At 41.6% G+C, this 24,383-nt stretch carries 22 protein-coding genes and 1 pseudogene; 15 read left to right on the top strand and 8 right to left on the bottom strand.

Going from position 1 to position 24,383, the window contains the following annotated elements; genetic code table 11:
• A pseudogene (locus ACSFVZ_RS01280) lies at positions 1–351 on the bottom strand (signal recognition particle-docking protein FtsY); the annotation flags it as partial.
• A 210-nt stretch (positions 352–561) separates the two neighbouring features.
• Between ACSFVZ_RS01280 and rsmD the strand changes: the two are divergent.
• From rsmD to ACSFVZ_RS01215, 13 genes are all read left to right on the top strand, one after another.
• Complete coding sequence (gene rsmD, locus ACSFVZ_RS01275; RefSeq protein ID WP_435557950.1) at positions 562–1,179, top strand: 16S rRNA (guanine(966)-N(2))-methyltransferase RsmD; 618 nt, start codon at positions 562–564, stop codon at positions 1,177–1,179.
• 145 nt (positions 1,180–1,324) lie between these two features.
• Positions 1,325–1,540, top strand: coding sequence for a 30S ribosomal protein S21 (gene rpsU / locus ACSFVZ_RS01270; protein ID WP_002957797.1), 216 nt, complete (start codon positions 1,325–1,327; stop codon positions 1,538–1,540).
• A 21-nt stretch (positions 1,541–1,561) separates the two neighbouring features.
• Positions 1,562–2,008, top strand: coding sequence for a GatB/YqeY domain-containing protein (locus tag ACSFVZ_RS01265; protein WP_062568695.1), 447 nt, complete (start codon positions 1,562–1,564; stop codon positions 2,006–2,008).
• Positions 2,009–2,144: 136 nt separating this feature from the next.
• The gene (gene dnaG / locus ACSFVZ_RS01260; RefSeq protein ID WP_435557949.1) at positions 2,145–3,896 is read left to right on the top strand and encodes a DNA primase; all 1,752 of its coding nucleotides are present in this window, start codon (positions 2,145–2,147) and stop codon (positions 3,894–3,896) included.
• A 123-nt stretch (positions 3,897–4,019) separates the two neighbouring features.
• Complete coding sequence (gene rpoD / locus ACSFVZ_RS01255; protein ID WP_135926103.1) at positions 4,020–5,876, top strand: RNA polymerase sigma factor RpoD; 1,857 nt, start codon at positions 4,020–4,022, stop codon at positions 5,874–5,876.
• Positions 5,877–5,940: 64 nt separating this feature from the next.
• Positions 5,941–6,822 carry a 50S ribosomal protein L11 methyltransferase gene (gene prmA, locus ACSFVZ_RS01250; protein WP_135926104.1) on the top strand — a complete coding sequence of 294 codons (882 nt, stop codon included), beginning with the start codon at positions 5,941–5,943 and terminating at the stop codon, positions 6,820–6,822.
• Positions 6,823–7,091: 269 nt separating this feature from the next.
• Positions 7,092–8,063 carry a tRNA dihydrouridine synthase DusB gene (dusB, locus tag ACSFVZ_RS01245; protein WP_171040393.1) on the top strand — a complete coding sequence of 324 codons (972 nt, stop codon included), beginning with the start codon at positions 7,092–7,094 and terminating at the stop codon, positions 8,061–8,063.
• A gap of 21 nt (positions 8,064–8,084) precedes the next feature.
• A complete protein-coding gene (gene fis, locus ACSFVZ_RS01240; RefSeq protein WP_002957804.1) occupies positions 8,085–8,375 on the top strand; it encodes a DNA-binding transcriptional regulator Fis in 291 nt (96 codons plus the stop codon).
• A gap of 234 nt (positions 8,376–8,609) precedes the next feature.
• Positions 8,610–10,196 (top strand): bifunctional phosphoribosylaminoimidazolecarboxamide formyltransferase/IMP cyclohydrolase, encoded by a 1,587-nt coding sequence (gene purH, locus ACSFVZ_RS01235; protein ID WP_135926106.1) that lies wholly within the window; start codon positions 8,610–8,612, stop codon positions 10,194–10,196.
• A 102-nt stretch (positions 10,197–10,298) separates the two neighbouring features.
• Positions 10,299–11,120, top strand: coding sequence for a class I SAM-dependent methyltransferase (locus ACSFVZ_RS01230; RefSeq protein WP_135926107.1), 822 nt, complete (start codon positions 10,299–10,301; stop codon positions 11,118–11,120).
• A 15-nt stretch (positions 11,121–11,135) separates the two neighbouring features.
• The gene (purD, locus tag ACSFVZ_RS01225; protein ID WP_435557948.1) at positions 11,136–12,422 is read left to right on the top strand and encodes a phosphoribosylamine--glycine ligase; all 1,287 of its coding nucleotides are present in this window, start codon (positions 11,136–11,138) and stop codon (positions 12,420–12,422) included.
• A 94-nt stretch (positions 12,423–12,516) separates the two neighbouring features.
• Positions 12,517–15,018: an EAL domain-containing protein gene (locus tag ACSFVZ_RS01220; RefSeq protein WP_435557947.1), complete on the top strand. Its 2,502-nt coding sequence runs from the start codon at positions 12,517–12,519 to the stop codon at positions 15,016–15,018.
• Between the two features lie 47 nt (positions 15,019–15,065).
• The gene (locus tag ACSFVZ_RS01215; RefSeq protein ID WP_135926110.1) at positions 15,066–15,875 is read left to right on the top strand and encodes a DUF2797 domain-containing protein; all 810 of its coding nucleotides are present in this window, start codon (positions 15,066–15,068) and stop codon (positions 15,873–15,875) included.
• On the opposite strand, the gene ACSFVZ_RS01210 is transcribed toward ACSFVZ_RS01215, so the two are convergent.
• Positions 15,872–18,376 carry an EAL domain-containing protein gene (locus ACSFVZ_RS01210; RefSeq protein WP_135926111.1) on the bottom strand — a complete coding sequence of 835 codons (2,505 nt, stop codon included), beginning with the start codon at positions 18,374–18,376 and terminating at the stop codon, positions 15,872–15,874. The genes ACSFVZ_RS01215 and ACSFVZ_RS01210 overlap by 4 nt on opposite strands.
• Positions 18,377–18,454: 78 nt before the next feature.
• Here ACSFVZ_RS01210 and ACSFVZ_RS01205 point away from each other — a divergent pair, with 78 nt between their 5' ends.
• Positions 18,455–18,748: a DUF4144 family protein gene (locus ACSFVZ_RS01205; protein ID WP_253038245.1), complete on the top strand. Its 294-nt coding sequence runs from the start codon at positions 18,455–18,457 to the stop codon at positions 18,746–18,748.
• On the opposite strand, the gene ACSFVZ_RS01200 is transcribed toward ACSFVZ_RS01205, so the two are convergent.
• The 6 genes from ACSFVZ_RS01200 to ACSFVZ_RS01175 all read right to left on the bottom strand — a co-directional run bounded on the left by ACSFVZ_RS01200 (position 18,745) and on the right by ACSFVZ_RS01175 (position 23,684).
• A complete protein-coding gene (locus ACSFVZ_RS01200) occupies positions 18,745–19,665 on the bottom strand; it encodes a histone deacetylase family protein (RefSeq protein WP_135926113.1) in 921 nt (306 codons plus the stop codon). The genes ACSFVZ_RS01205 and ACSFVZ_RS01200 overlap by 4 nt on opposite strands.
• A gap of 68 nt (positions 19,666–19,733) precedes the next feature.
• Positions 19,734–21,281, bottom strand: a complete 1,548-nt coding sequence (locus ACSFVZ_RS01195; RefSeq protein WP_435557946.1) for a serine hydrolase — start codon at positions 21,279–21,281, stop codon at positions 19,734–19,736.
• The gene (locus tag ACSFVZ_RS01190) at positions 21,278–21,793 is read right to left on the bottom strand and encodes a gamma-glutamylcyclotransferase family protein (protein WP_135926115.1); all 516 of its coding nucleotides are present in this window, start codon (positions 21,791–21,793) and stop codon (positions 21,278–21,280) included. Before ACSFVZ_RS01190 ends, ACSFVZ_RS01195 begins: the two co-directional genes overlap by 4 nt.
• A 7-nt stretch (positions 21,794–21,800) precedes the next feature.
• On the bottom strand, positions 21,801–22,421 hold the full coding sequence (locus tag ACSFVZ_RS01185; RefSeq protein ID WP_138557008.1) for a LysE family translocator: 621 nt from the start codon (positions 22,419–22,421) through the stop codon (positions 21,801–21,803).
• A gap of 6 nt (positions 22,422–22,427) precedes the next feature.
• Positions 22,428–23,210, bottom strand: a complete 783-nt coding sequence (locus ACSFVZ_RS01180; protein WP_421966856.1) for a hypothetical protein — start codon at positions 23,208–23,210, stop codon at positions 22,428–22,430.
• Between the two features lie 3 nt (positions 23,211–23,213).
• Entirely contained in the window at positions 23,214–23,684 is a 471-nt protein-coding gene (locus ACSFVZ_RS01175; RefSeq protein ID WP_135926118.1) for a CreA family protein, read from the bottom strand.
• Positions 23,685–23,787: 103 nt separating this feature from the next.
• Here ACSFVZ_RS01175 and ACSFVZ_RS01170 point away from each other — a divergent pair, with 103 nt between their 5' ends.
• A complete protein-coding gene (locus ACSFVZ_RS01170) occupies positions 23,788–24,375 on the top strand; it encodes an outer membrane beta-barrel protein (protein WP_135926119.1) in 588 nt (195 codons plus the stop codon).
• Positions 24,376–24,383: the final 8 nt, after the last annotated feature.

The following is a 24,383-nucleotide window of genomic DNA, read 5'->3' as shown; positions in this document are numbered from 1 at the left end:
AGCAGCGATGCGCTCTTGTTCTAAGCGTTCCGCCTCGGCCTTTTCGGCAGCAATACGCTCTTGCTCTAAACGTTCAGCCTCAGCCTTTTCGGCAGCAATACGGTCTTGCTCTAAACGTTCAGCCTCAGCCTTTTCAGCAGCGATGCGCTCTTGTTCTAAGCGTTCCGCCTCGGCCTTTTCGGCAGCAATACGCTCTTGCTCTAAACGTTCAGCTTCTACCTTTTCAGCAGCGATGCGCTGTTGTTCTTCTAATTGCTTCTGGTTATCAGCCTCAGTCGCTGTTTGCTCTGCTTTTTGTTTTTCTGATTTGCCAAAACCAAACCAAGACAAGAATTTACTTTTTTTTGCCATACTTGCTAATAACCACTTATAAAAATCTGATAAACTTACATGAATAATAGTTTGGTGGTAGTCCAGCTAATTTAGCCAAACTAAAACGGATACCATCTATCGCTAGGGTCGCAATACTAACACTTTTAGCGCTTTAGAAAAATGACACGCTAGCCATTGCTTACAATATTATCTGAGCAAGTGGTCAGTTACCAATGATTAGTGAGTTAAATGAGAAAAAAATCAACAGCTAAACGCCCAGTTAAAGCCGCTAACAATAAAACAGCCAATGGCTTTATTCGTATCATTAGTGGTCAATTCCGTGGCAGAAAACTGCCCGTAAAAGATGTGCAGGGCTTACGTCCGACCACAGATCGTATTAAAGAGACTGTATTTAACTGGCTAATGCAAGATACACGTGACGCAGTCGTACTCGATTGCTTTGCCGGCTCTGGAGGGCTTGGTTTTGAGGCTCTTTCTCGTTTTGCAGCCAGCGCAGTATTTTTCGAACTCGACAAAAGCGCAACGGCGCAGTTGAATAGCAATATCGCTACTTTGCAACTTAAAAATGCCACAGTAAAGCATGGGGACAGCCTAACACTCTTAAATAATAATGCTGAGAACGATAAATTTGATTTGGTTTTTGTTGACCCACCATTCCGTCAGAATTTAGCCGAAAAAAGTTGTTTTTTGCTCGAATCAAATCACTGGTTAACTGAGCAAGCTCTTATCTATGTAGAGGTTGAAAGTGAGCTTAGTAATTTAGACACTCCTGATAACTGGCTGCTTTTAAAAGAAAAAACTGCAGGCCAAGTCATTTGTAGATTGTATCAACGCGAAACAAATTAGCACTATTTTGCCGACTCAGATTCTGTTAATATTATCCTTTACATGTGGTGTTGCTTCGGATTACAATACCGCACCATTTTTGAACCACTTGATCGTTATTCGATCAACTTGAGCAACGCTCATTATTTAGGTAGGTGAATTTTTAATGCCAGTAATTAAAGTAAGAGAGAACGAACCGTTTGACGTAGCACTTCGTCGCTTCAAGCGTTCATGTGAAAAAGCAGGTATCCTTTCAGAAGTTCGTCGTCGCGAGCACTATGAAAAACCAACAGCTGAGCGTAAGCGTAAAAAAGCTGCTGCAGTAAAGCGTCACATGAAGAAGCTTTCTCGCGATAACGCACGTCGCGTTAAATTATACTAATCAGTATTTGGTCTTGTATAAATGAGCCTTTTATTAACGCTAAAAGATGCGCAAAAAGATGCGATGAAGGCAAAAGACAAAGAACGTCTTAAGCCAATCCGCATGGTACTTGCAGCAATCAAGCAACGTGAAATTGACGAGCAAATTACACTTGATGACGACGGTATCACCGCTGTCTTAGTAAAGCTTGTAAAACAACGTCGCGATTCTTACACCCAGTACATTGATGCGGGTCGTGAAGATTTAGCTGAAATTGAAGCCAATGAGATTAAAGCACTTGAAGAATTCTTGCCTCAACAATTGAGTGAAGAAGAAATCATTGCTCTTATTGACTCGGCTATTGCTGATACAAATGCAGCGGGTATGCAAGACATGGGTAAGGTAATGGGAGTTATCAAAAGCAAAGCTGAAGGTCGTGCCGATTTAGGTAAGATTTCTGGCTTAATCAAGCAACGATTAACTGCCTAACCCCCACATACAGATGTATGATTCAAGCAAACCGAGCCTAGTGCTCGGTTTCTTGCTTTTAGTCTTTCATAAACACCGTATTTGTGTTCAAATCTTATTTTAAAACGCATAGATAGCGCAGGAAAAAACAACAGCTATGGCCGGAAAAATCCCTAGACAATTTATTGATGATTTACTCGCTCGTACAGATATTGTGGAGCTAATTGATTCAAAAGTTGGCTTAAAAAAAGCGGGAAAAGACTACCAAGCATGTTGTCCTTTTCATAACGAGAAGACCCCTTCTTTTACTGTCTCCCAGGATAAACAATTTTATCACTGCTTTGGTTGTGGCGCTAATGGCAATGCTATTTCGTTTGTTATGGAATACGACAAACTAGAATTTGTTGATGCCATTGAAGAGCTAGCGAGCATGCTCAACTTAGACGTGCCTCGTGAACAAGGTGGCAGCTCAGGTCCTCAACGCACTGCAGAACAAAAGCGCTCTGATTACGATTTAATGTTACACGCCGCTCGCTTTTATCAACATCAATTAAAGCATCATGCTAATTCTAAAATGGTCATCGACTATATCAAAGGGCGTGGTTTAAGCGGTGAAACAGCGAAAAAATTCATGATTGGTTATGCGCCTAGTGAATGGGAGGCGTTATGCCAGCAACTTGGCCGTAACAAAGAACAAAAAGAGCAGTTAGTAGAGCTAAAGCTTGCTTCTGAAAAGTCGCCTGGTCGCCAATTTGACTTTTTCCGTGATCGACTCATGTTTCCTATTCGCGATAAACGCGGTCGGGTTATCGCCTTTGGTGGCCGAGTCATGCAAGCCGATCAAGGGCCTAAATACCTCAACTCACCAGAAACACGCATCTTCCATAAAGGCTTTGAACTTTATGGTTTATACGAAGCAAAACAAGCACATAAAAAACTTGACCATATTTTAATTGTTGAAGGTTATATGGATGTGGTTGCTTTGGCTGAGCAAGGTATCGAATATGCCGTTGCAGCCCTTGGTACAGCAACAACCGCAGAACATATGCACACTTTATTTAGAACCACAGATAAAGTGATTTGTTGTTACGATGGTGACCGTGCTGGTCGTGATGCAGCATGGCGTGCACTTGAGAATGCACTACCTTATCTTGGCGATGGTAAATCATTAAAATTTGTATTTTTACCTGACGGTGAAGACCCAGATTCACTGGTACAAAAAGAAGGTAAAGATGCCTTTGAAGCAAGATTGAGCGATGCCGACGACTTTAGTAAAGTATTATTTAATAAGCTCAGCCAAGAAGTTGACCTAACTCAAGATGCAGGTAAAGCAAAGCTACTCAGTGATGCTTTACCATTAATTGAAAAAATCCCAAGTGATTTTTATCAAGAAAATATTTTGGAACATTTAGGCCGTTTAATTGGTCGAACAAGAGAACAATTAAACAACCGTGTTAAGACTCCAAAGCAACAGCATGCTATTGAGCGTAAATTTAAAATAACGCCAATGCGCCAAGCTATCGGAGTTTTATTACAGCATCCAAATCTCGCGACAAGCATTGCTTATATGCCAGAACTTGCTGAAATGAAAATTGCCGGTATTGAGTTATTTTTACGCATTCAGCACTTAGCGCTTGAACGACAAGGTATCACCACGGCACAAATTTTAGAATCGTTCCGAGGTAGCCAAGAGTACGATGCGTTGATTAAATTAGCGACTTGGCAGCACCAAATAAATGACGATCGTTTAGAGACAGTTTTTAAAAATACTTTTAAATTTATTGAAGACCAGTGTTTAAATTATCGACTAGAGACCCTATTAATAAAAGACAAGACCCAAGGCTTAAGCAGCGAAGAAAGGCTAGAATGTCTGTTACTAACACAAGCGTTAAAAGGTAGCAACAGCTAGTCAGAACTGAATAATTCTGTTATACTGTGCTATTCACTGCGTCTAGTTAGTTTTCGTGTCGCTTATTTAGTAAGCGAGCTGGCGCCTGTTGTATCAACTTTCAGAGTGGAAGAATAAATCTCTATGGATCCAACTCCTCAGTCACAATTAAAGCTTCTGATTCAAAAAGGTAAAGAGCAAGGTTATTTAACTTTTGCAGAAGTTAATGATCACCTTCCACAAGACATTATCGACTCAGATCAGGTAGAAGATATCATTAGCATGATTAATGACATGGGTATCAAGGTTAGCGAAAATGCGCCTGATGCTGATGAATTAATGATGCAAGAAACAACGACAGACGAAGACGCAGCAGAAGCCGCGGCCGCTGCACTTGCGACTGTAGAAAAAGAGATCGGTCGAACAACCGACCCTGTGCGCATGTATATGCGTGAAATGGGTACTGTTGAACTCCTTACACGTGAAGGCGAAATTGTTATCGCTAAGCGTATTGAAGAAGGTATCAACCAAGTTCAGATTTCTGTTGCTGAATACCCAGAAGCAATTACTTATCTACTAGAGCAATGGGATAAGTTTGAAGCCGAAGAAATGCGCTTAAGCGACATTATCTCTGGTTTCTTTGATCCTAATAATGAAGACGAATCACAAATTTCTGCTACACACATCGGTTCAGAGCTAAACGAAGAGCAGCTTGACGACGAAGACGACGAAGCTGACGATGAAGACGACGATGACGATAGCGATGATGATAGCGATGGTGATACAGGTCCAGATCCTGAAGAAGCACGTATTCACTTCGAAAACTTACGTGAGCTTTACAACAAAGCACGTGATACGTTTGAAGCAAAAGGCCGTGCTCACCCAGATTCACAAGCAGCTATTGCAGAAATTGGCGAACTATTTAAAACCTTTAAGTTAGTTCCTAAACAGTTTGACCGCATGGTAAATAACATGCGTGAAATGATGGACCGCGTTCGCGTACAAGAACGTATCATCATGAAACAAGCTGTACAAATTGCGAAGTTACCGAAAAAGAACTTCATCAAGCATTTTGCTAACAACGAAACAGATACTAGCTGGATTGATCTTGAAATTGCTGCAAACGAGAAATACTCGGTTGCACTTGAAGAAGTTAAACCAGAAATCATCCGTTGCATTAGCAAGTTACGTGCAATTGAAGAAAGCACGGGTTTAAGTATCGAGCGAATTAAAGACATCAACCGTCGTATGAGTATTGGTGAAGCGAAAGCTCGCCGTGCTAAAAAAGAAATGGTTGAAGCGAACTTACGTCTTGTAATCTCGATTGCGAAAAAATACACCAACCGTGGTTTACAATTCTTAGACCTTATCCAAGAGGGTAACATTGGTCTAATGAAAGCGGTTGATAAGTTCGAATACCGCCGTGGTTATAAGTTCTCAACTTATGCAACATGGTGGATCCGTCAAGCAATTACACGTTCGATTGCTGACCAAGCACGTACCATCCGTATCCCTGTGCATATGATTGAGACGATCAACAAACTAAATCGTATCTCTCGTCAAATGCTGCAAGAGATGGGTCGTGAGCCGAGCCCAGAAGAATTAGCTGAGCGTATGTTAATGCCTGAAGATAAGATCCGTAAGGTACTTAAAATCGCGAAAGAGCCAATTTCGATGGAAACACCAATCGGTGATGATGAAGATTCGCACTTAGGTGACTTCATTGAAGATACCACAATCGATTCGCCTATTGATTCTGCAACAATGGAATCATTACGTGGCGCAACAAACGATGTACTAGCGGGCTTAACAGCACGTGAAGCTAAAGTACTACGTATGCGTTTTGGTATCGATATGAACACTGACCATACATTAGAAGAAGTAGGTAAACAGTTTGACGTAACACGTGAGCGTATTCGTCAAATCGAAGCGAAAGCGTTACGTAAATTACGTCACCCTTCTCGCTCAGACTTACTGAAAAGCTTCTTAGATGCTAAGTAACTTAGTATCGCATTATTAACTAAAAGGCCGCTGTTGCGGCCTTTTTTCTATTCGAGAGATATTCATGGCTTGGATCCAAATTCGCATCAATGCAAATGCTGACAACGCAGAATTAATCAGCGACTTATTAATGGACACTGGCAGCGCGTCAGTAACTTATGTTGACGCCAAAGATACCCCTATTTATGAACCTAAGCTTGGCACTGTTCAACTATGGGCCGATACGACTGTAATTGGTCTTTATGACGCTAACCATGACATGGACAGCGTGGTAGAAACTCTAAAAGCTGAAGCAACCCTTGCCGATAAGCTCGTTTATAAAATAGAACAGCTTGAAGATAAAGATTGGGAACGTGAATGGATGGATAATTTCCACCCTATCCAATTTGGTGAGCGCTTATGGATCTGTCCAAGCTGGCGTGATATTCCAGATCCTAATGCTGTTAATGTATTACTCGACCCAGGCCTTGCCTTTGGTACAGGCACCCATGCAACCACAGCGCTTTGCTTGAAGTGGCTTGAAAGCCAAGATTTAACAGGTAAAACCGTAGTCGATTTTGGTTGTGGATCGGGTATTTTAGGAATAGCCGCGATCAAACTTGGCGCTGAGCGTATGATCGGCATCGATATTGATCCTCAAGCACTTGAAGCAAGCCGTGATAATGCACAGCGTAACGGTGTCGCAGATAAACTTGAAGTCTATTTACCAGAGGATCAACCAGAGTTTACTGCCGATATAGTCGTTGCAAATATTTTAGCTCAGCCTCTTCGCGAACTACATGAAGTGATCTTAGGTCTTTTAAAACCGAATGGTAAAATTGCTATGTCAGGTATTTTAGAAGAGCAAGCTCAGTCTGTAGCGGACGTTTATGCCCCGTTTTTAGCACTTGATGAGATTGCTATTGAAGGTGAATGGACCCGAGTAAGTGGTACGAAGAAGGCTTAACCCTCTCTAGAGCATTAACTCTAAGCTAATAGGTAAAGCCAGTATTTAACAGGCTTTACCTTATTTTTACAGTCAGCAGTTTCTCGCCTTTGTACAAGCAAAATTATTTTTGTTCAAATAACAAACAAATCAACCTACTCGTCAAACTGTTATCAAAAGTCAATACGAAAAGGGCAAAAAAAAGTCACTTTTGTTCAATTTATAGCCTTTGATTTTTGCAAAAAAAACCGTAAACTTAGCGCCCCTTGAAAAGAGGCCAATTGAATAACGTGCGTATCGGTTCATACCAACTTGAGAACAACGTAATTGTCGCGCCAATGGCAGGCATTACAGACAGACCATTTAGACAACTTTGCCGTCGCTTAGGTGCTGGCCTTGCTGTTTCTGAAATGCTCTCGTCAAACCCGAAAGTATGGAAAACCGAAAAATCGATGAACCGTATGGATCACAGCGGTGAGTCGGGAATTCGCTCGGTGCAAATCGCCGGAGCCGATCCTGAGCTTATGGCACAGGCAGCACAATTCAATGTCAGCAATGGCGCACAGATCATAGATATCAATATGGGGTGCCCAGCTAAAAAAGTGAATAAGAAACTTGCAGGCTCTGCCTTATTACAGTTTCCTGAATTAGTGGAAGAGATACTTGATGCGGTAGTCAATGCCGTAGATGTTCCTGTCACATTAAAAATCCGTACCGGATGGGATCAGGAAAACCGTAATGGTGTCGAGATTGCGAGAATCGCTGAACGTTATGGCATAGCATCATTGGCCGTACATGGGCGTACACGCGCATGTATGTATAAAGGTGAAGCTGAGTACGCCACAATTAAGGATATTAAACGTTCAGTGTCTATCCCTGTGGTTGCCAATGGTGATATTACTTCACCAGAAAAAGCAAAGCAGGTTTTGGATTATACGGGTGCAGATGCCATTATGATTGGTCGAGCCGCCCAAGGTCGCCCTTGGATATTCAGGGAGATAGACCACTATTTGCGAACTGGAGAACATTTGCCAGCACCTGAAATTGCAGAGGTGCGTAGCATTTTGATGGAGCATCTAGACAATCTTCATCAGTTTTACGGGGAGCCAATGGGAGCGCGTATCGCTCGAAAGCATGTATCTTGGTATTTGCAAACCCATGACAGTGACGGTCAGTTTAGGCGAGTATTTAATGCGTTAGATAACCCACAGGCACAAGTCGACGCATTAGAAGAATACTTTAAAACACTAGCAGCTAACTAAGAAAGAAAGAGACATATAACGATGTTCGAACAAAACGTGACTTCTCCATTTATCACAAACCCTCATGTACAGTCACACGAGAAACCACAGCCGTTGCGTGATGCAGTGAAAAAAGCTGTTCATCACTACTTAAAGCAACTTAATGGTCAAGACGTTCAAGACGTGTACGACCTTGTTCTTTCTGAGCTAGAAGCACCATTACTTGAAGAAGTAATGACGTACACGCGTGGTAACCAAACTCGTGCAGCAATCTTACTAGGTATCAACCGTGGTACTTTACGTAAAAAGCTTAAAAAATACGGCATGAACTGATACCCGTCTTAATGGACTGATAGTAAGCCTGCATATTCATTGTGCTAATAAACGCTTACTCCCCCATTACAACTGGTATAAAAGTTTTGAATAAAAAGCACCTTAGGGTGCTTTTTTTATTGCTGTTAAAAACTATGCAAAATCCTCACGCTTTAAACATCGTTTTCTCAGCAATATTCAGTTAAAATACCGCCTTTCTAAGCTAGCTCAAACATTGAGGTAATCAAAACTACAATGGATACACATCGTCCAATTCGTCGCGCACTATTAAGTGTGTCAGATAAAACCGGTATCGTTGAATTTGCTCGCGCTCTTGAAGCTCAAGGCGTAGATATTTTATCAACTGGCGGTACTTGCAAATTACTTGCTGATAACGGCATTAAAGTCACTGAAGTATCTGACCATACTGGTCACCCTGAGATCATGGATGGTCGCGTAAAAACACTTCATCCAAAAATTCACGGCGGCATCCTAGCGCGTCGCGGTCAAGATGAAGACGTAATGGAGGATCACAACATCTCTGCTATCGATATCGTTGTAGTTAACTTATACCCCTTCGCAAACACTGTTGCGAAAGAAGACTGCAGCCTAGAAGATGCAATTGAAAACATTGATATTGGTGGTCCTACTATGGTTCGCGCTGCGGCGAAAAACCATAAAGACGTAACTATCGTAGTAAATGCAAAAGATTACGACCGTGTAATCAGCGAAATGCAAAACAACAACGGTTCAACAACGTATAAAACACGTTTTGACCTTGCAATTGCAGCTTACGAGCATACTGCTCAGTACGATGGCATGATTGCAAACTACTTCGGCAAAATGGTTCCTGATTACACAGAAGAAGCTGCTGAAGAGACTAAGTTCCCACGCACTATCAACATGCAGTTTACTAAAAAGCAAGATATGCGCTACGGTGAAAACTCACACCAAGACGCCGCTTTTTATGTTGAAAACGACCTAACAGAAGCATCTGTTGCAACTGCGGTTCAACTGCAAGGTAAAGCACTTTCTTACAACAACATTGCTGACACTGACGCAGCATTAGAATGTGTAAAAGAATTCGACGTACCAGCGTGTGTTATCGTAAAACATGCAAACCCTTGTGGTGTGTCAATTGGTGACAACATTCTTGAAGCGTATGACCGTGCATTCAAAACTGACCCTACATCAGCATTTGGTGGCATCATCGCATTCAACAAAGAACTTGATGCAGACACAGCTGAAGCAATTGTTTCTCGTCAATTCGTTGAAGTTATCATTGCGCCTAAAGTTTCTGAAGCCGCTGCACAGATCGTTTCTGCAAAACAAAACGTACGTTTATTAGAATGTGGTGAATGGTCTGGTAATGCAACAGGTCACGACATTAAACGTGTTAATGGCGGTATCTTGGTTCAAGACCGCGACTTAGGTATGGTAACGCAGAGCGATCTTAAAGTTGTATCTAAGCGTCAACCAACTGAGCAAGAATTAAAAGATTTATTATTCTGCTGGAAAGTCGCTAAATTCGTTAAGTCTAACGCGATTGTGTATGCACGTGACGGTATGACTATCGGTGTTGGTGCAGGCCAAATGAGCCGTGTTTACTCGGCGAAAATTGCAGGTATCAAAGCCGCTGACGAAAACCTTGAAGTGAAAGGTTCTGTTATGGCATCTGATGCATTCTTCCCATTCCGTGACGGTATTGATGCAGCAGCAGAGGCTGGCATCACAGCAGTTATTCAACCAGGTGGTTCAATGCGCGATGAGGAAGTTATCGCTGCAGCTGATGAAGCTGGTATGGCAATGGTATTTACAGGTATGCGCCATTTCCGTCACTAATAACACAAAGGGTTAAGCGAAAAGTTTAGCCCTTTTTGTTTGCCACAAATTCACGTATTCTGATTACTAATAATAATGACCCATATAATGAAGGAATAGATGATGAAATTTGCCGTAAAAACACTGCTAGTTGCAGGCCTTGCACTAACATCAGCACAGGCTTTAAGCCACAGCCATGAATCAGCGCTTACAAGTGCTGTACAATCAAGCGAACGTGATGCTAAAAATAGCGCACGCGATCAATACCGCCACCCAGTTGAAACACTTGATTTCTTTGGCTTTAAGCCAAATATGACAGTCGTTGAAATTGCACCAGGCGGTGGTTGGTACAGCGAAATCCTTGCGCCAGCTGTAAAAGGCCATGGTGTTTACTACGCGGCACATTTCCCAGCAGATTCTGAAGTAGGTTATTACCAACGTTCATTAGCTGGCTTTAAGAAAAAGATGAGCGAAGACGCGCGCTTCAGTGAAGTTAAACTGACTGAATTTGCGCCAGTAACACACCTTGATATTGCACCAGCGGGTAGCGCAGATCTTGTTTTAACCTTTAGAAATGTTCATAACTGGTACATGGGTAAAGATAAAGAAGGCGCGTTGAGTGCATTTAAAGCATTTTACAAAGCCCTTAAGCCGGGCGGCACATTAGGCGTAGTTGAACACCGCCTTCCTGAGTCGCGCAGCGATGAAGATCAGAAATCATCAGGTTATATGAAGCAAAGCTATGTAATTGATATTGCAAAACAAGCTGGCTTTGAACTAGTGGCAAGCAGTGACATTAATGCAAACCCTCTTGATACAGCAGATCACCCTAAAGGGGTGTGGACACTACCACCAAGCCTTCGTTTAGGCGAGCAAGATGCCGCGAAGTATAAAGCGATTGGTGAAAGTGATCGTATGACGCTGAAGTTTAAAAAACCGCTTTAAATAGGATTATACGCCATGAATGTACTTGTCATCGGCAGTGGCGGCCGCGAACACGCTCTTGCGTTTAAGGCTGCACAAAATAGTAAAGTAAACACCGTTTTCGTCGCTCCAGGTAATGCTGGTACTGCACTTGAGCCAAAACTCGAAAACGTAGCTATCAATGTTGAAGACCTAGCTGGTTTAGTTACTTTTGCAAAAGAAAACAGCGTTGAATTAACCATTGTTGGCCCTGAAGTACCGCTGGTTTTAGGTGTCGTTGATACATTCCGTGAAAACGGTCTGGCTATCTTCGGCCCAACGGCTGGTGCAGCACAGTTAGAAGGCTCTAAGTCGTTCACCAAAGACTTCTTAGCACGCCACGATATTCCAACAGCTGATTACCAAACGTTTGAACAAATCGAACCTGCGCTTGCTTACCTGAAAGAAAAAGGTGCGCCAATTGTTGTTAAAGCTGACGGCTTAGCAGCAGGTAAAGGCGTTATCGTTGCGATGACTGAGCTTGAAGCTGAAGAAGCTATTCGCGATATGCTAGCAGGCAACAGCTTCGGTGAAGCGGGTAGCCGTGTAGTTATCGAAGAGTTCTTAGAAGGTGAAGAAGCGTCTTTCATCGTCATGGTTGATGGCAAAAACGTACTACCATTTGCAACCAGCCAAGACCACAAACGCGCTTATAATGGTGACCAAGGTCCGAATACTGGCGGCATGGGCGCATACTCACCGGCACCAGTAGTGACTGATGAAATTCACCAACGCATTATGAACGAAGTGATCAACCCAACGGTTGAAGGTATGGCAAAAGAAGGCCACCCATACACTGGTTTCTTATATGCAGGTTTAATGATCACCGCTGATGGCACGCCAAAAGTGATTGAATACAACTGTCGTTTTGGTGACCCAGAAACACAGCCTATGATGCTTCGTCTTAAGTCTGATCTTGTTGAACTTATCGAAGCGGCTAACCGTGAAGAGCTAGATAAAACAGATATCGAGTTCGACCCGCGCGCAGCAGTAGGTGTTGTATTAGCAGCTAAAGGCTACCCTGATAGCTACCCGAAAGGTGACACTATCAACGGCTTGCAAGTTAATTACCCTGAAGGTGAGAAAGTATTCCACGCAGGTACTAAGCAAGACGGTGATAACGTAGTAACGGCTGGCGGTCGTGTGCTTTGTGCAACGGCACTTGGTAACACTGTAACTGAAGCGCAACAACGTGCCTATAAACTCGTTGATCAAATCAGCTGGGAAGGCATGGAATATCGTACTGATATCGCTTACCGCGCTATTGCTCGCGAACAAAAGTAAGTAAGTTAAAACTCATTTCTCTTAAAAGCGCAGTTTATCTGCGCTTTTTTAATGCTACACTATTAAGAACAATTAACTAGATAAAGAACGCGTTTTGAATAATAAAGCATTGAAATATAATTTTGTTTCTTTTTTTATTCTTGCTACTTTGTTTTTTATCATCGCCAATTTGTGCGCGCATCTGGCCAGTCCAACTCGCTATACAATTGATAAGACAGCGCCAGTGTATTCTCAAATGGCTTATCGTATTGACCAAAGTAAATCTCTCACCCTTAACCAATTTCTTGCAGAGCCAGAACAACTTATAAAAAAGCCATTCTCGCAAATTGAGTGGCATTTAGGCGCTCAAGATTACTGGTTAAAACTCGACTTAGAAAACCGTCAAACGAAGCCGATTGATCTCATTATTCACTTTGATAACCCTATGGTTGATTACCTCACTGTTTACCGTGTAAACACACAACAACAGCTTATTAAAAAAACAGTGTTAGGCGATAAAGTACCTGATCTAAGCCTATTTAAATACAGTACCCCACATACGTCTTTCACTCTTAATGGTAATGAGCAAACATCCATCATCATTAAAGTTGATACCGTGGGGATCAGTAAAACGCCTATTAACATCTATGGTAAAAATGAATTTCAAGACTTAGTTCGCGCACAAGTAGGTGTATGGGGAATTTTTATTGGTGTGCTGATCATGGCTGCGCTCTATAACCTAGTGTTATTTTTTGGCATACGAGATCGTGTATACCTAATTTACATTGGCTATATTATTTCGGCGCTGTTATTAATGGGCTCAGTGCTCGGCTTTGGCTTTTATCTCTGGCCATTATCGTGGCAGTTATTTTTAAATAAACAGGTGGTATTTAGTAACTACGCTATTGCCTTTTTTACCGTTGCTTTTTGCACCATGTTTTTACGCTACCACAAAGACAATTGCCGCTTATATAAACTTAGTCTCAGCTTTTTAGCCCTACTGTTCAGCTTAAGCTTAATTAGCTTTTTTATGCTCGAATACCACTCATCAAAAATTTTCTTTGCCATTATGGTGCCGCTGTACATTTTATGTATTTGCATGATTTATAAAAAATTAGTGAGTGGCTTTCGGTGGGCAAAATTTTATGTGATGTCATGGGTCCCTCTGATTATTGGCGCAGCAATTCAACCGTTAGAACTTACCGGCTTTATCCCTTATAGCTTTACCGTTAGGCATATATTTTTAGTCGCTATTTTATGCGAGATTGTATTAATGGCTATGGCTCTAGCAGATAGAGTGCGCTATCAAAGAGAGAAAGCTCTCTATCACGCAACTCATACTCAACAAACACAACTTCTAAATCAGGCCATGCTCAAACAAGCTTATATGGTTCTGAGAAAACAACAAAGATCAGCTAATCTGTGCCTTATAAAGATAGAGCAATTCACTGCACTGATGAATATTCTAAATTCAACACAAAGCAGTCATATCATCATCACAGTTGCTGATTCACTAGAACGTCAAGTAAGTAAACATAGGCAATTCATTAACCTTGAATCAGCCCTCGATAACAGCCCTAAAATAGCAGATTTAGGAAACGGAATACTGGCATTTATCTCTACAAAGATTCAGCCACCAGAGGAGCTCTATGCAGAGCTTAACGACTTATCGAAACAGTTGCCAAAACAATACAGCATTTTGGGTCTTGATCTACAACTTAACTATCGCTGCAGTGTCGCAGAACCGATTGCTGACGACGGATTTGATGCCTGGTTACAGCGTGGTTACTTAAGCTTGTCTCAACGACCTCAATATAATATTGAACATGCAAAACCTCATGTAGATATGAATCTAAGTTTAGCTGCTGCACTGCAACACGCTATTCGAAACAATAATTTAGCTATCTACCTGCAACCAATTATCAACTTAAATACAGGCAAAGTGGCGGGCGCAGAAGCTTTATTACGCTGGCCTTGCGCCGATAAAGAGATCCATATTGAGCAGCTGATCCTATTAGCTGAGCGCACAGGGCTAATAAACGAGCTTACCTTATGGGTAATTGATCAAGCCTGTCAAAGTGTTGCAAGCCTTAATCAGCATGGTTATCGTGACCATACAATCAGTGTTAATTTAAGTGCCAAAAATCTCACCATTCCAAAGCTTATTGAAAAAGTTGAAAATACCATCATGAAGCATGGCATTATGGCCAGCCAATTAAAGTTTGAGCTTACCGAGTTCGCGCTAATTAAAAACCATAATGAAATGGTATCTTTCATCAATGAGCTGAATAAACTAGGTAGCCAAGTGGTTTTAGATGACTTTGGTACAGGTTACTCATCGCTCAATTATCTGGTTAATTATTCATTTAGCACTATCAAGGTAGATAAATCATTTACCCTTGATTTAACAACTAACGACAACAACCAAGTTATCGTGAAAACAGCCATTGATATGGCCCATAACCTCGATATGAATATCACTATTGAAGGCATAGAAGATCAAGAAACAGAACAGATGCTTATAAAAATGGGCGCAGATCAAGGCCAAGGCTATTATTACAGCAAAGCGATACCATTAAGTGAGTATCTAACGTTTATTGCCACACAATTTAAATAGACCATGTTACACTTGCCTCTTTTAACATCTTTAGGGGCCAAGTGAAGATGCAAGGTACGCTCAGAAAATTAAAGTCGACCCTCACCTCTCCAGTCGAATATCAATTACCTATTGGTGATGAGCTAGTTTCATTAAATGACTATATTGGTAAGCCACTAACACTTACTTTTACGGGCAATATTTTTTGTTGTAACTGTGGGAAAAAAACCAAAAAGAGTTACTCACAAGGACACTGCTTTGTATGTATGCGCAAATTAGCTAGCTGTGATATGTGTATTATGAAGCCTGAAACCTGCCACTTCGATAAAGGTACCTGCCGCGAGCCACAATGGGGCGAAGAAAACTGTATGATCCCACACTATGTATACTTAGCGAATACATCAGGGTTAAAGGTAGGGATTACTCGCCATACACAAATTCCAACACGTTGGATTGACCAAGGTGCAACGCAAGCACTGCCTATTTTTAAAGTACAAACTCGCTTGCAATCAGGATTAGTTGAAGTTGCACTAGCCAAGTTTATTGCTGATAAAACGAATTGGCGAAACATGCTAAAAGGCCCATCAGAAGCAATTGATTTGAAAGCCGCTGCCAAAGAGCTTATCCCACAAATTGATGAAAAACTCAGTGAACTCGCTGAGCTATTTGGGGCCACAGCCATTGAAAAACTAGATGAAGATGTTGTTGAGCTAGAGTATCCCGTGAGTGAATACCCTAGCAAAATCAGCTCTTTCAATTTTGATAAAGCGCCAGAAGTATCGGGCATTTTAAAAGGTATTAAAGGCCAGTACTTAATTTTTGATACTGGCGTCATTAATATTCGTAAGTTTACTTCTTACGAAATTAGCCTAGCTTAGGCACTTTTTTCGGTATTGAGGTAAAAGGCATACCATTGCTGCTTCGTAATTGGGCGGCAATAGTAATAACCTTGAATAGTATCGCAGTTAAGTGAACGTAAGTAATTTAACTGCTCTATTTTCTCAACCCCTTCTGCAACCACATGCATATTAAGGCTTTTAGCTAATGTGACGATTGCCGTTACAATTTCACTATTGCCGTATTCATCAGGCACTTTAGCGATAAAACTGGCATCAATTTTTAGTGTGTCGATTGGCAATTTAGTCAAATAGCTAAGCGCAGAGTAACCCGTACCAAAGTCATCAAGAGTTATATGCACACCGAGTTTTTTCAGTGCCATGAGTTCTTGTTTCGCTTCACTAAAGTGACTAATAAAACAGCTTTCTGTGAGCTCTATCTCTAACTGGTAGGGGTTAACCTCATAGTGCTCAAGTAACCGCTCTACATTCGACGCAAGTTGCCCCTGTCGTAAATGATTCGCCGAAATATTAATGGCTAAGCGCCCTGCTTCAATGCCTTGTTGCTGCCAATTAACTAACTCTTTGCAAGCCTCTTCTATCACCCACAAGTCTAGCTTTACAATAAGGCCTAACTCTTCAGCCAAGGGAATAAACTTTGCTGGAGAAATCACCCCTAAACTTGGTTCGTGCCAACGTAGGAGTGCTTCTACCCCTAAAATTTTCCCTGAAGTTAACTGCTGCTTAGGTTGGAAATACAGCTCAAACTCATCACTCTCAATTGCATTTTGTAACCGGCTCATCATTGCAAGTCTCTCTAAAGAGCGCGCATTCATCGCAGGTTTGAATAATTGAAATGAATTACGACCAACTTCTTTAGCACGGTACATCGCAATATCGGCGTGCTTCAGCAAAGTAGCGCTATCTACACCATCATCAGGGTAAACCGCTGCGCCAATCGATGCTGTAATGGCCACAACATGCTCGTTAATAGCCAAAGGCATACTAACTTGTTGAAGTACTTGCTCAGCAAAGTTTAGCAAGTCTTCAATACGATTTACTTCACATAGTAAAACAAACTCATCACCACCTAACCGCGCCAAGGTATCTCCATCCGGAAGGATCGATAAAATTCGCTCTGCAACTTGCTCAAGCAAGTTATCACCAGCATCGTGTCCTAAACTATCATTCACTTCTTTAAAGCGATCTAAATCAATAAACATCACCGCCAGTAGGTCATGATTTCGTTTTGCAGCACTCAATGCAATTGATAACCTATCATGAAACAAACGCCGATTAGGCAGACCAGTCAGCTCATCGTAATAGGCAAGTTGGGCAATCTTTTCTTCGGCACGTTTGCGCTCTGTAATATCACTAAAAATAGCGGCATAGAGCACTTCGTCAAAATTGGGATCTTTGATCTGAATGATCGTTAGCCACTCAACATACTCTTCGCCATCTTTTCTACGATTACAGATCTCTCCTTGCCAAACCCCTTCGTATTCAATGGCGTGCCACATTTTTTGATAAAAGGAACGGCTATGTTTTGCTGAACTTAAAATGTTGGGCCGCTTGCCAATAACTTCATGCTCAGCAAAGCCAGTCAGTTTAGTAAAAGCAGGGTTAACTTGAATAATAGTGCCGTCTTTACGGGTTAACATAATGCCATCGAGTGAGGCATCAATAATTTTATTTGCAAGAAAAAGGTTTCGCTGTGATTTTTGCAAAGCAATATCACGCTGTTCAATCGCTCGCTCAAGCTCGCAGCAATAAGCCGACTCAATCTCTGTTATTAAATCAGCAAATGAAATCACTCCACAAATAGCGGTGTCTCTGACCACCAAATGACGCACATTGCGTTCTGTCATGACTCGATAAGCATCAAAAAGACTACTTTTATTATCAATTTCAATAAGTGGATAACTCGCGTATTCCCAGCACGGGTTTAACCACTCAGTTTGTAAAATTAACTCAACAATGTCACGCTGGGTAATGATGCCATAAATTTCAAGTGATTGATTATAAACCAATACACTTTCAAGGTGTTTCATGCGCATCAGTTCAACCACTTTCTCAATAGGCGTATCGGCATCAACCACTTCTAATTCTGTACAATACTGTTCATGAATGGGCCTAAACTGCAGATAGTGGTCTAAACCTTGGTTGTGAACGATATCAGAAAGGTTCAACATCCCTAAAGGCTGGCTATTATCGTCAATTACCAATAAATGACGAATACCGTGTTGTTGAAAACGTAATGTTGCATCACTTACTGGATACTGACTTGGCACTGAGATAACCGGTGCCGACATCACTTCGTGAATTGCAAGATTCTTGTAAGTGGGATTAGTTATATCTACCTTTAAACAATCAGCTTCAGTCCAGATACCAACAATCGACTTTTCATGTTTAATAAAAATGGCGGTTACACCATGCACATGCATCAACCTTACGGCATCAACCAAAGGCGTATGCGCAGGACATGAAACGAGTTTTTGCGAAAATACATCGCACACCTTTTGATGTCGTCTTGGTTGATTCATAGGTAAATAATCCTAGTTCTTGCATGGACTGACAATTATAATCATTTCATCCTTGGCAACTTTGACGCAGGACAATAAATGCACACATCTTTTCCTAAGATAATTTTTTCATCTAATGAATTAGCATTGGTTGAAGATGAAGCCGATATAGAAAGCTTTATTTATGGTTTAAGTGAAGAGCAGCAACAAGAAGCGAGGATACTTTTAGCAACAGGGCACTATGTCAACTTGCAGGGAGAAAGTGTTAAAGCGTTAACTGACGTAGAGCTTGCTAATAAAGTGACTGAGCATCTAGCACAAGAAGGTGTGTGCTGTTTAAGTAAAATAACTAGGCTTACTGCAACGCAAGCCTTTGCGATGCTGGCAGATTAAGGTGCATCCACCAGCGCTTTAATATGCGCCACGGCACTTCGACCAAGGGCTGATAAGGCATAGCCCCCCTCTAAAAACGAGACAATCCCCTTGCATTCTTGCTGCTGACAAAACTCAGCAAGTTGCGTAGTTAGCCATGCGTAATCGTCTTCAACAAATTTGAGGCTTGCCATGTCATCTTCTAAGTGAGCATCAAAACCGGCGCTAATAAACAACAGTTCAGGTTTAAAATCATTAAGTTTTGGTAGCCACTGCTCAAGGTAAACAGCTTTAAGATCATTACCATCACTGGCTATCGGCAGCGGCGAATTAACTAAAGTCGCATTATTTTCAACGGCAGTATTAGGATAAAACGGATGTTGAAACAAAGAGCAAAACAACACATTGTCGTCATCTAAAAAGATATCTTGGGTACCATTACCGTGGTGTACATCAAAATCCAAAATAGCAATGCGCTTAACGCCTTTGCTTTGCGCGTATTTCACCGCAATGGCTAGATTATTAAAAACGCAAAACCCTGCAGAGGTGCTGCGGTTTGCATGATGGCCTGGCGGTCTAACGGAGCAAAAAGCCGCGTCGAGATTATCAGCAAGAATTTCATCAACCGCTAATAATCCAGCGCCTACAGCGCGTTCAATTGCTTTCATTGAATCTGGGCATAACCAAGTATCGCCGTCTAATTCAGCGAGCCCTTCATCAGGAATAGTCTGCTCGACGTGGTTAACGAGTGATTCGTCATGAGCACGTAAAAAATCGTCTCGGGTAGCTTTAGGAGCTTGTAAGTGAGTAATTGCAACATCAACACCACTGGCGAGTAAACGGTCTGTGATCACATCTAACCGTGCGGGACATTCAGGGTGATCGTCAATCATTTTATGCTTACGGCAAAATGGATGAGTTATTACAGCCGTTCTCATAATACACTCCTTGGATTATTTTCCCCCAGTATAACAAAGCCACCTGATGGTGGCTTTGCGACTTTTGTTTACTTTTTAGCGTGTAAATCTAGATTTCTAAAATCAAAACTAAAGTCAGTTACTTCAGTAGAGACAGCCCGCATTTTTGCACTACTCACACGGTTATCTGGGCTCATTTGAAACTCAATAAAGGCATTGGCCTCAAGTAACTTTTCATCCCACTTAACAATAAAGGTATTGCCGGTGTAATGCTCAAGCTGGCCTTTCAAACGCTTTGTATGAGTAAAATCAATACGTAACTGACCATTTAATTCTTCAATGACCACATCACCGTACCAGTTGTCATGTAGTGTGCCTGTGTAGTTGATGTTTGGCAGTTTTGGTTGATAATCTGCTGGCGTTTCTGGTTTTGCATTTGCGTACGCTTTTTCTTTGTTTTCGAAATGCTTTTTAGCCAACTCTTCGACCCAATCTTTGTCTTCAAGATCTAACGCATCTTCAAGCACTTCATAGGTCACCGCAGATAGCGCACTAAATGCTTGCTGGTTACTTAGAATAACAATACCAAGGTTTTTCTCTGGTAGTAGCGTCACTTGAGACACCATGCCTAAGATGCCGCCACCGTGACCCAGTTTTTTAATACCGTGAAAGTCTTCAATGCTCCAGCCTAAACCATAACCTCTAAATTGTTGATGATAAGCTTCGTAAGCGCTTTTTGATGCCAGTGAGGTAATGTGCGGGTGCCACATTTGTTGTTGCTGCTTTTCAGTGAATAACTGCTGACCATTTGGCATTTTACCATGCGCAAGCTGCGTGCGTAGCCATTGGCTCATATCGCTCACACTAGAAGCGATTGCACCTGCACCACGGAAATCTTCAAGGTAGTTCACAAAAAATGGATGTAATTGACCATCCATTGGAATATGGCCCGTCGCCCAATTTTTATTACTACTAGGAATGCGTGAAAACCCTGCACGTGAGTTTTTCATATCGAGTGGCTCGAGAATATTTTTCTCAATGTAATCATTCCAGCTCATACCAGACACACGCGCAACCACTTCACCTGCGGTTACAAACATCAGGTTGTTATACGCGTATTTACTACGAAAACTACTCGCCGGTTTTAAATACTTAAGACCCGCAATAATTTCATCAATTGATTTGTCAGTATCAGGCCAAATCATTAAATCGCCTTGCCCTAAACCTAATCCGCTGCGATGGCTTAATAAATCGCGAATGGTCATTTCACGGGTTACATAAGGGTCATATAAACGAAACTCAGGTAAGTGATCGATTACTTTGTCATCCCAGCTGAGCTTACCTTCATCAATCAATTTAGCTAACGCTGCGGCAGTAAATGCTTTGGTGTTTGACGCGATACCAAATAAGGTATCTTTATTCACTTTTTTACCAGTATCAAGGTTTGCGATACCAAAGCCTTTTGCTAACACGACTTTATCATTTTCAACAATCGCCACTGCCATACCCGGCACATCAAAACGCGCCATTGAGGTTTCGATAACGTCTTCTATTTTTTTAGTATCAATGTCGGCATAACTGTAAAATGAACAGCTTGATAACAATGCCGCTGCAACGGCTAATTTACGGAATATCATAATGTCCCTTGGTGATTTTTATTGTTGTGAATAGCGAATTCTCTCGCTGCCCGGGTTTTATCTGGATCATCGCAACTTTGTCTTGCGAGTATTGCTTCACTGTAATGATTTGGTACGCCCGCTTCAAGCGCTCCGCGATGAACGTGCTGAAGATACCAGTCGAATGGTAAAAGTGAGTCATCAACGGTATTGGCAATGTAGCAATGAGCTGATACACGCTCGCCATCAATAAGCTCAACGGTGATATCTACACAGTCATAACGCGGGCCTTCAATTTCATCAAGAATCGACTTTTCCATCTCATTGAGCTGATATACCACGCCATACACCAAGGCATCAGTATTATCTGTTTCGCGAATACTACACTTTGCAGAGCCGTCGGTACTGACCATATCAAACGTAAGCTCATAGCCTTTTAAAATAGCTGTGCCAATACGCTTTGCTTCTGGAAGCCTTGCAAGCAAACGGCTCGAAGACATATTTGACCCAAATGAAAAGTTATAAATAGTCATAGTCACCTCACACAACAACGCGAATAGCTAACGCAATAAGCACAATACCTATGCCTCTATCAAACCAGTACCCGCTTTTTAAGAAAAATGAACGAACAGATGCTTTTGATAGCACCAAAGATAAAAATGAAAACCATAGCCAAGTTGCAATAGCCATATATAAGCCATAACCAGCTTGAACTAAAACGGGTGTCTCAGGGCTAATTACAAGGGTAAATAACGACATAAAAAACAGGGTTGCTTTAGGGTTAAGTGCATTGGTAAAAAACCCGCGTCGAAATGCTTTATACACCGATTCTGGCTCAGCCTGAGCAAGGGGCTGCTGTTTACTATCGCTCGGCTTGGCACTGCGTAAAGCTTGCACGCCTAAGTAAGCCAGATAAGCCCCTGCTACGTATTTTAAAGCCATAAATAAGCTAGGCGACTGCGATAAAATTAACGCTACACCTAATACACAATAGGCAATATGCAACAAAATAGCTGCGCCAACACCAGCGCTAGTCCAAAGTGCATTTTTACGTCCTTGCTGAATACTTTGCTTAAGCACTATCGCAAAGTCAGGTCCAGGACTGGCTACCGCAAAAAAATGGGCAATGGCAATCAATAAAAATTCATCTAGATACTGCACAACTACTTACCCTATCGCTTTTTGATCTAATGCCAATAACATAGGATTAGCACTGTTATGCATGAGAGCTTTAATTTGTTTTTGCGCTTTTTTATATTGGCTGCGAAGATGTGGCTTTAAAAACGTCTTCGACTGACTGTCCCCTTTAAAGTGTGTAACCAGCGCATGCATAAACAGCGTTTGTGGCTCAGTCAGCGCCGCTTGACGATTAGCATATGGGTTATAACCGCAGCCACAACCTCCTTTAAATTGATACACAGTATTGCTCATCATCACCCCAAAGCCTAAATAGCATGCCAACGCATCACTTGCCTGCGGTAAATACTCTTTACCGCCGGGTGGTAACACACCCACATGGTGAATCAAAATCGTCGCTAATGTCCCTGCAAAACTAGCGACTAAATCTTGTGGCTGATTTATTTGGTTCGGGTTATATGAAATATTCACGTGATGATTTGCAGGAACGATCAACTGTACATTTTCGCCGCGTATTGCGTCTAAAAATTCAAAATGTGGAAACACCTGAGGTGTCAGCCCAGATGGTGCAACCAAGTTAATTGGCCACGCCTGCATACCCGCATAATCAACCACCCGACTAAATACCTTTTCAGCCATTTCGGCTACACTCGATACCCTATCAGGAAAGAACTGCCCATTAGGTAAAATGATTTTCGTATGCTTTAAAAAATAATCACTATCAAAGTGCTCAACAGCCCACAAAAAGGTATCAATTAGCCACTGCTGCTCTTGCTCATCAATAAGGGGACTTGATTTAAATAACGCTAACATAAATTACTCTTGTGATTGTGCCCATTGCCATGCATCAGTGTTATACAAAGGCACTGTTGATAAAGCGTGATGATGACTGCCACTTGATTCTTTTGTTGAATACGACAAATATAAAAGTGTACGTGTTGGCGCATCATAAATACGGCGCACTTTTAACGACTTAAATAAAATACTTTTTGATGATTTAAAAACCACCTCACCCGATTTACTACGATCTATTTTTTGTAATTGTTCCGCTGTAATAGGCCCTGTTTGACGACAGGCAATAGACATATCAGAAGGATCAGCAAAGTCTAGGTTGGCTTCAATGTGGCTGATGTGACAGGTTACACCGCTAATAATTGGGTCTTGTTGTGATACTACTTTAATGTCTTTTGTAGTAAATAACCCTAAACTTACCGAAGCAGCATCATCCGAGCAGCCACTCAACAAAATAAGTGACGCAGTAAGTCCAGCTAATTTTAGTAACTTCATCCTAGTGTTCCTTATTAAAAAGCGATAGTTGTCCGTTTACAACGATTTGCTTGCTATGTTTCAATACTATCTCAAAATATCTTCAACAACGAGCACCTAAACAATGAAAAAATCGCTTGGTTTACTGTGTTTCATGTTCTTAAGTAGTACAGCTCAAGCTGGCTACTCAATTAGCGCCGGTTTCGGCAAAAACTTTACTAACTCGGTGCAAACCGAAGAAAATCTAAAGATTGAGCTTGAGGATGACAGCCATTTTACTGTCAGCTTCGATAGAACCATTGATAATGCTCGCTATGGCTTCTTCTATTCGGCAACCGAGCTTGATATGAAAGACCAAACCAACAAGCAAGTCGAGATGCAATACCTGCTATTTCAAAGTGCCATAGAAGTGCCACTAGCTAATCGTGTGGTTAGCTTTGTTGGCGCCCAAATTGGCGCAAACCACGTCAGCACTGACTTTGCCGACTCAGATACGTATTTTACCTCGGGCCTTTATGCAGGCGTCGATTATTTATTTACTGAACAAGCACGGGTTTATGTTGAAACTCGCTGGCTGGCAACTATTGTAAATAATGCAAGTAACGTATCGTGCACTTTACCAACATCAGAAGACAATCAATGTCTATGGCACTTTGATGGTGATGTGTTAAACCAATTTCAGACAAACATCGGTTTTAGTTACCGCTTTTAAGGAAGACC

The organism is Pseudoalteromonas nanhaiensis, assembly GCF_051235485.1.
Classification (GTDB): domain Bacteria; phylum Pseudomonadota; class Gammaproteobacteria; order Enterobacterales; family Alteromonadaceae; genus Pseudoalteromonas; species Pseudoalteromonas lipolytica_C.
This window is presented reverse-complemented; position numbering and strand designations above follow the sequence as displayed.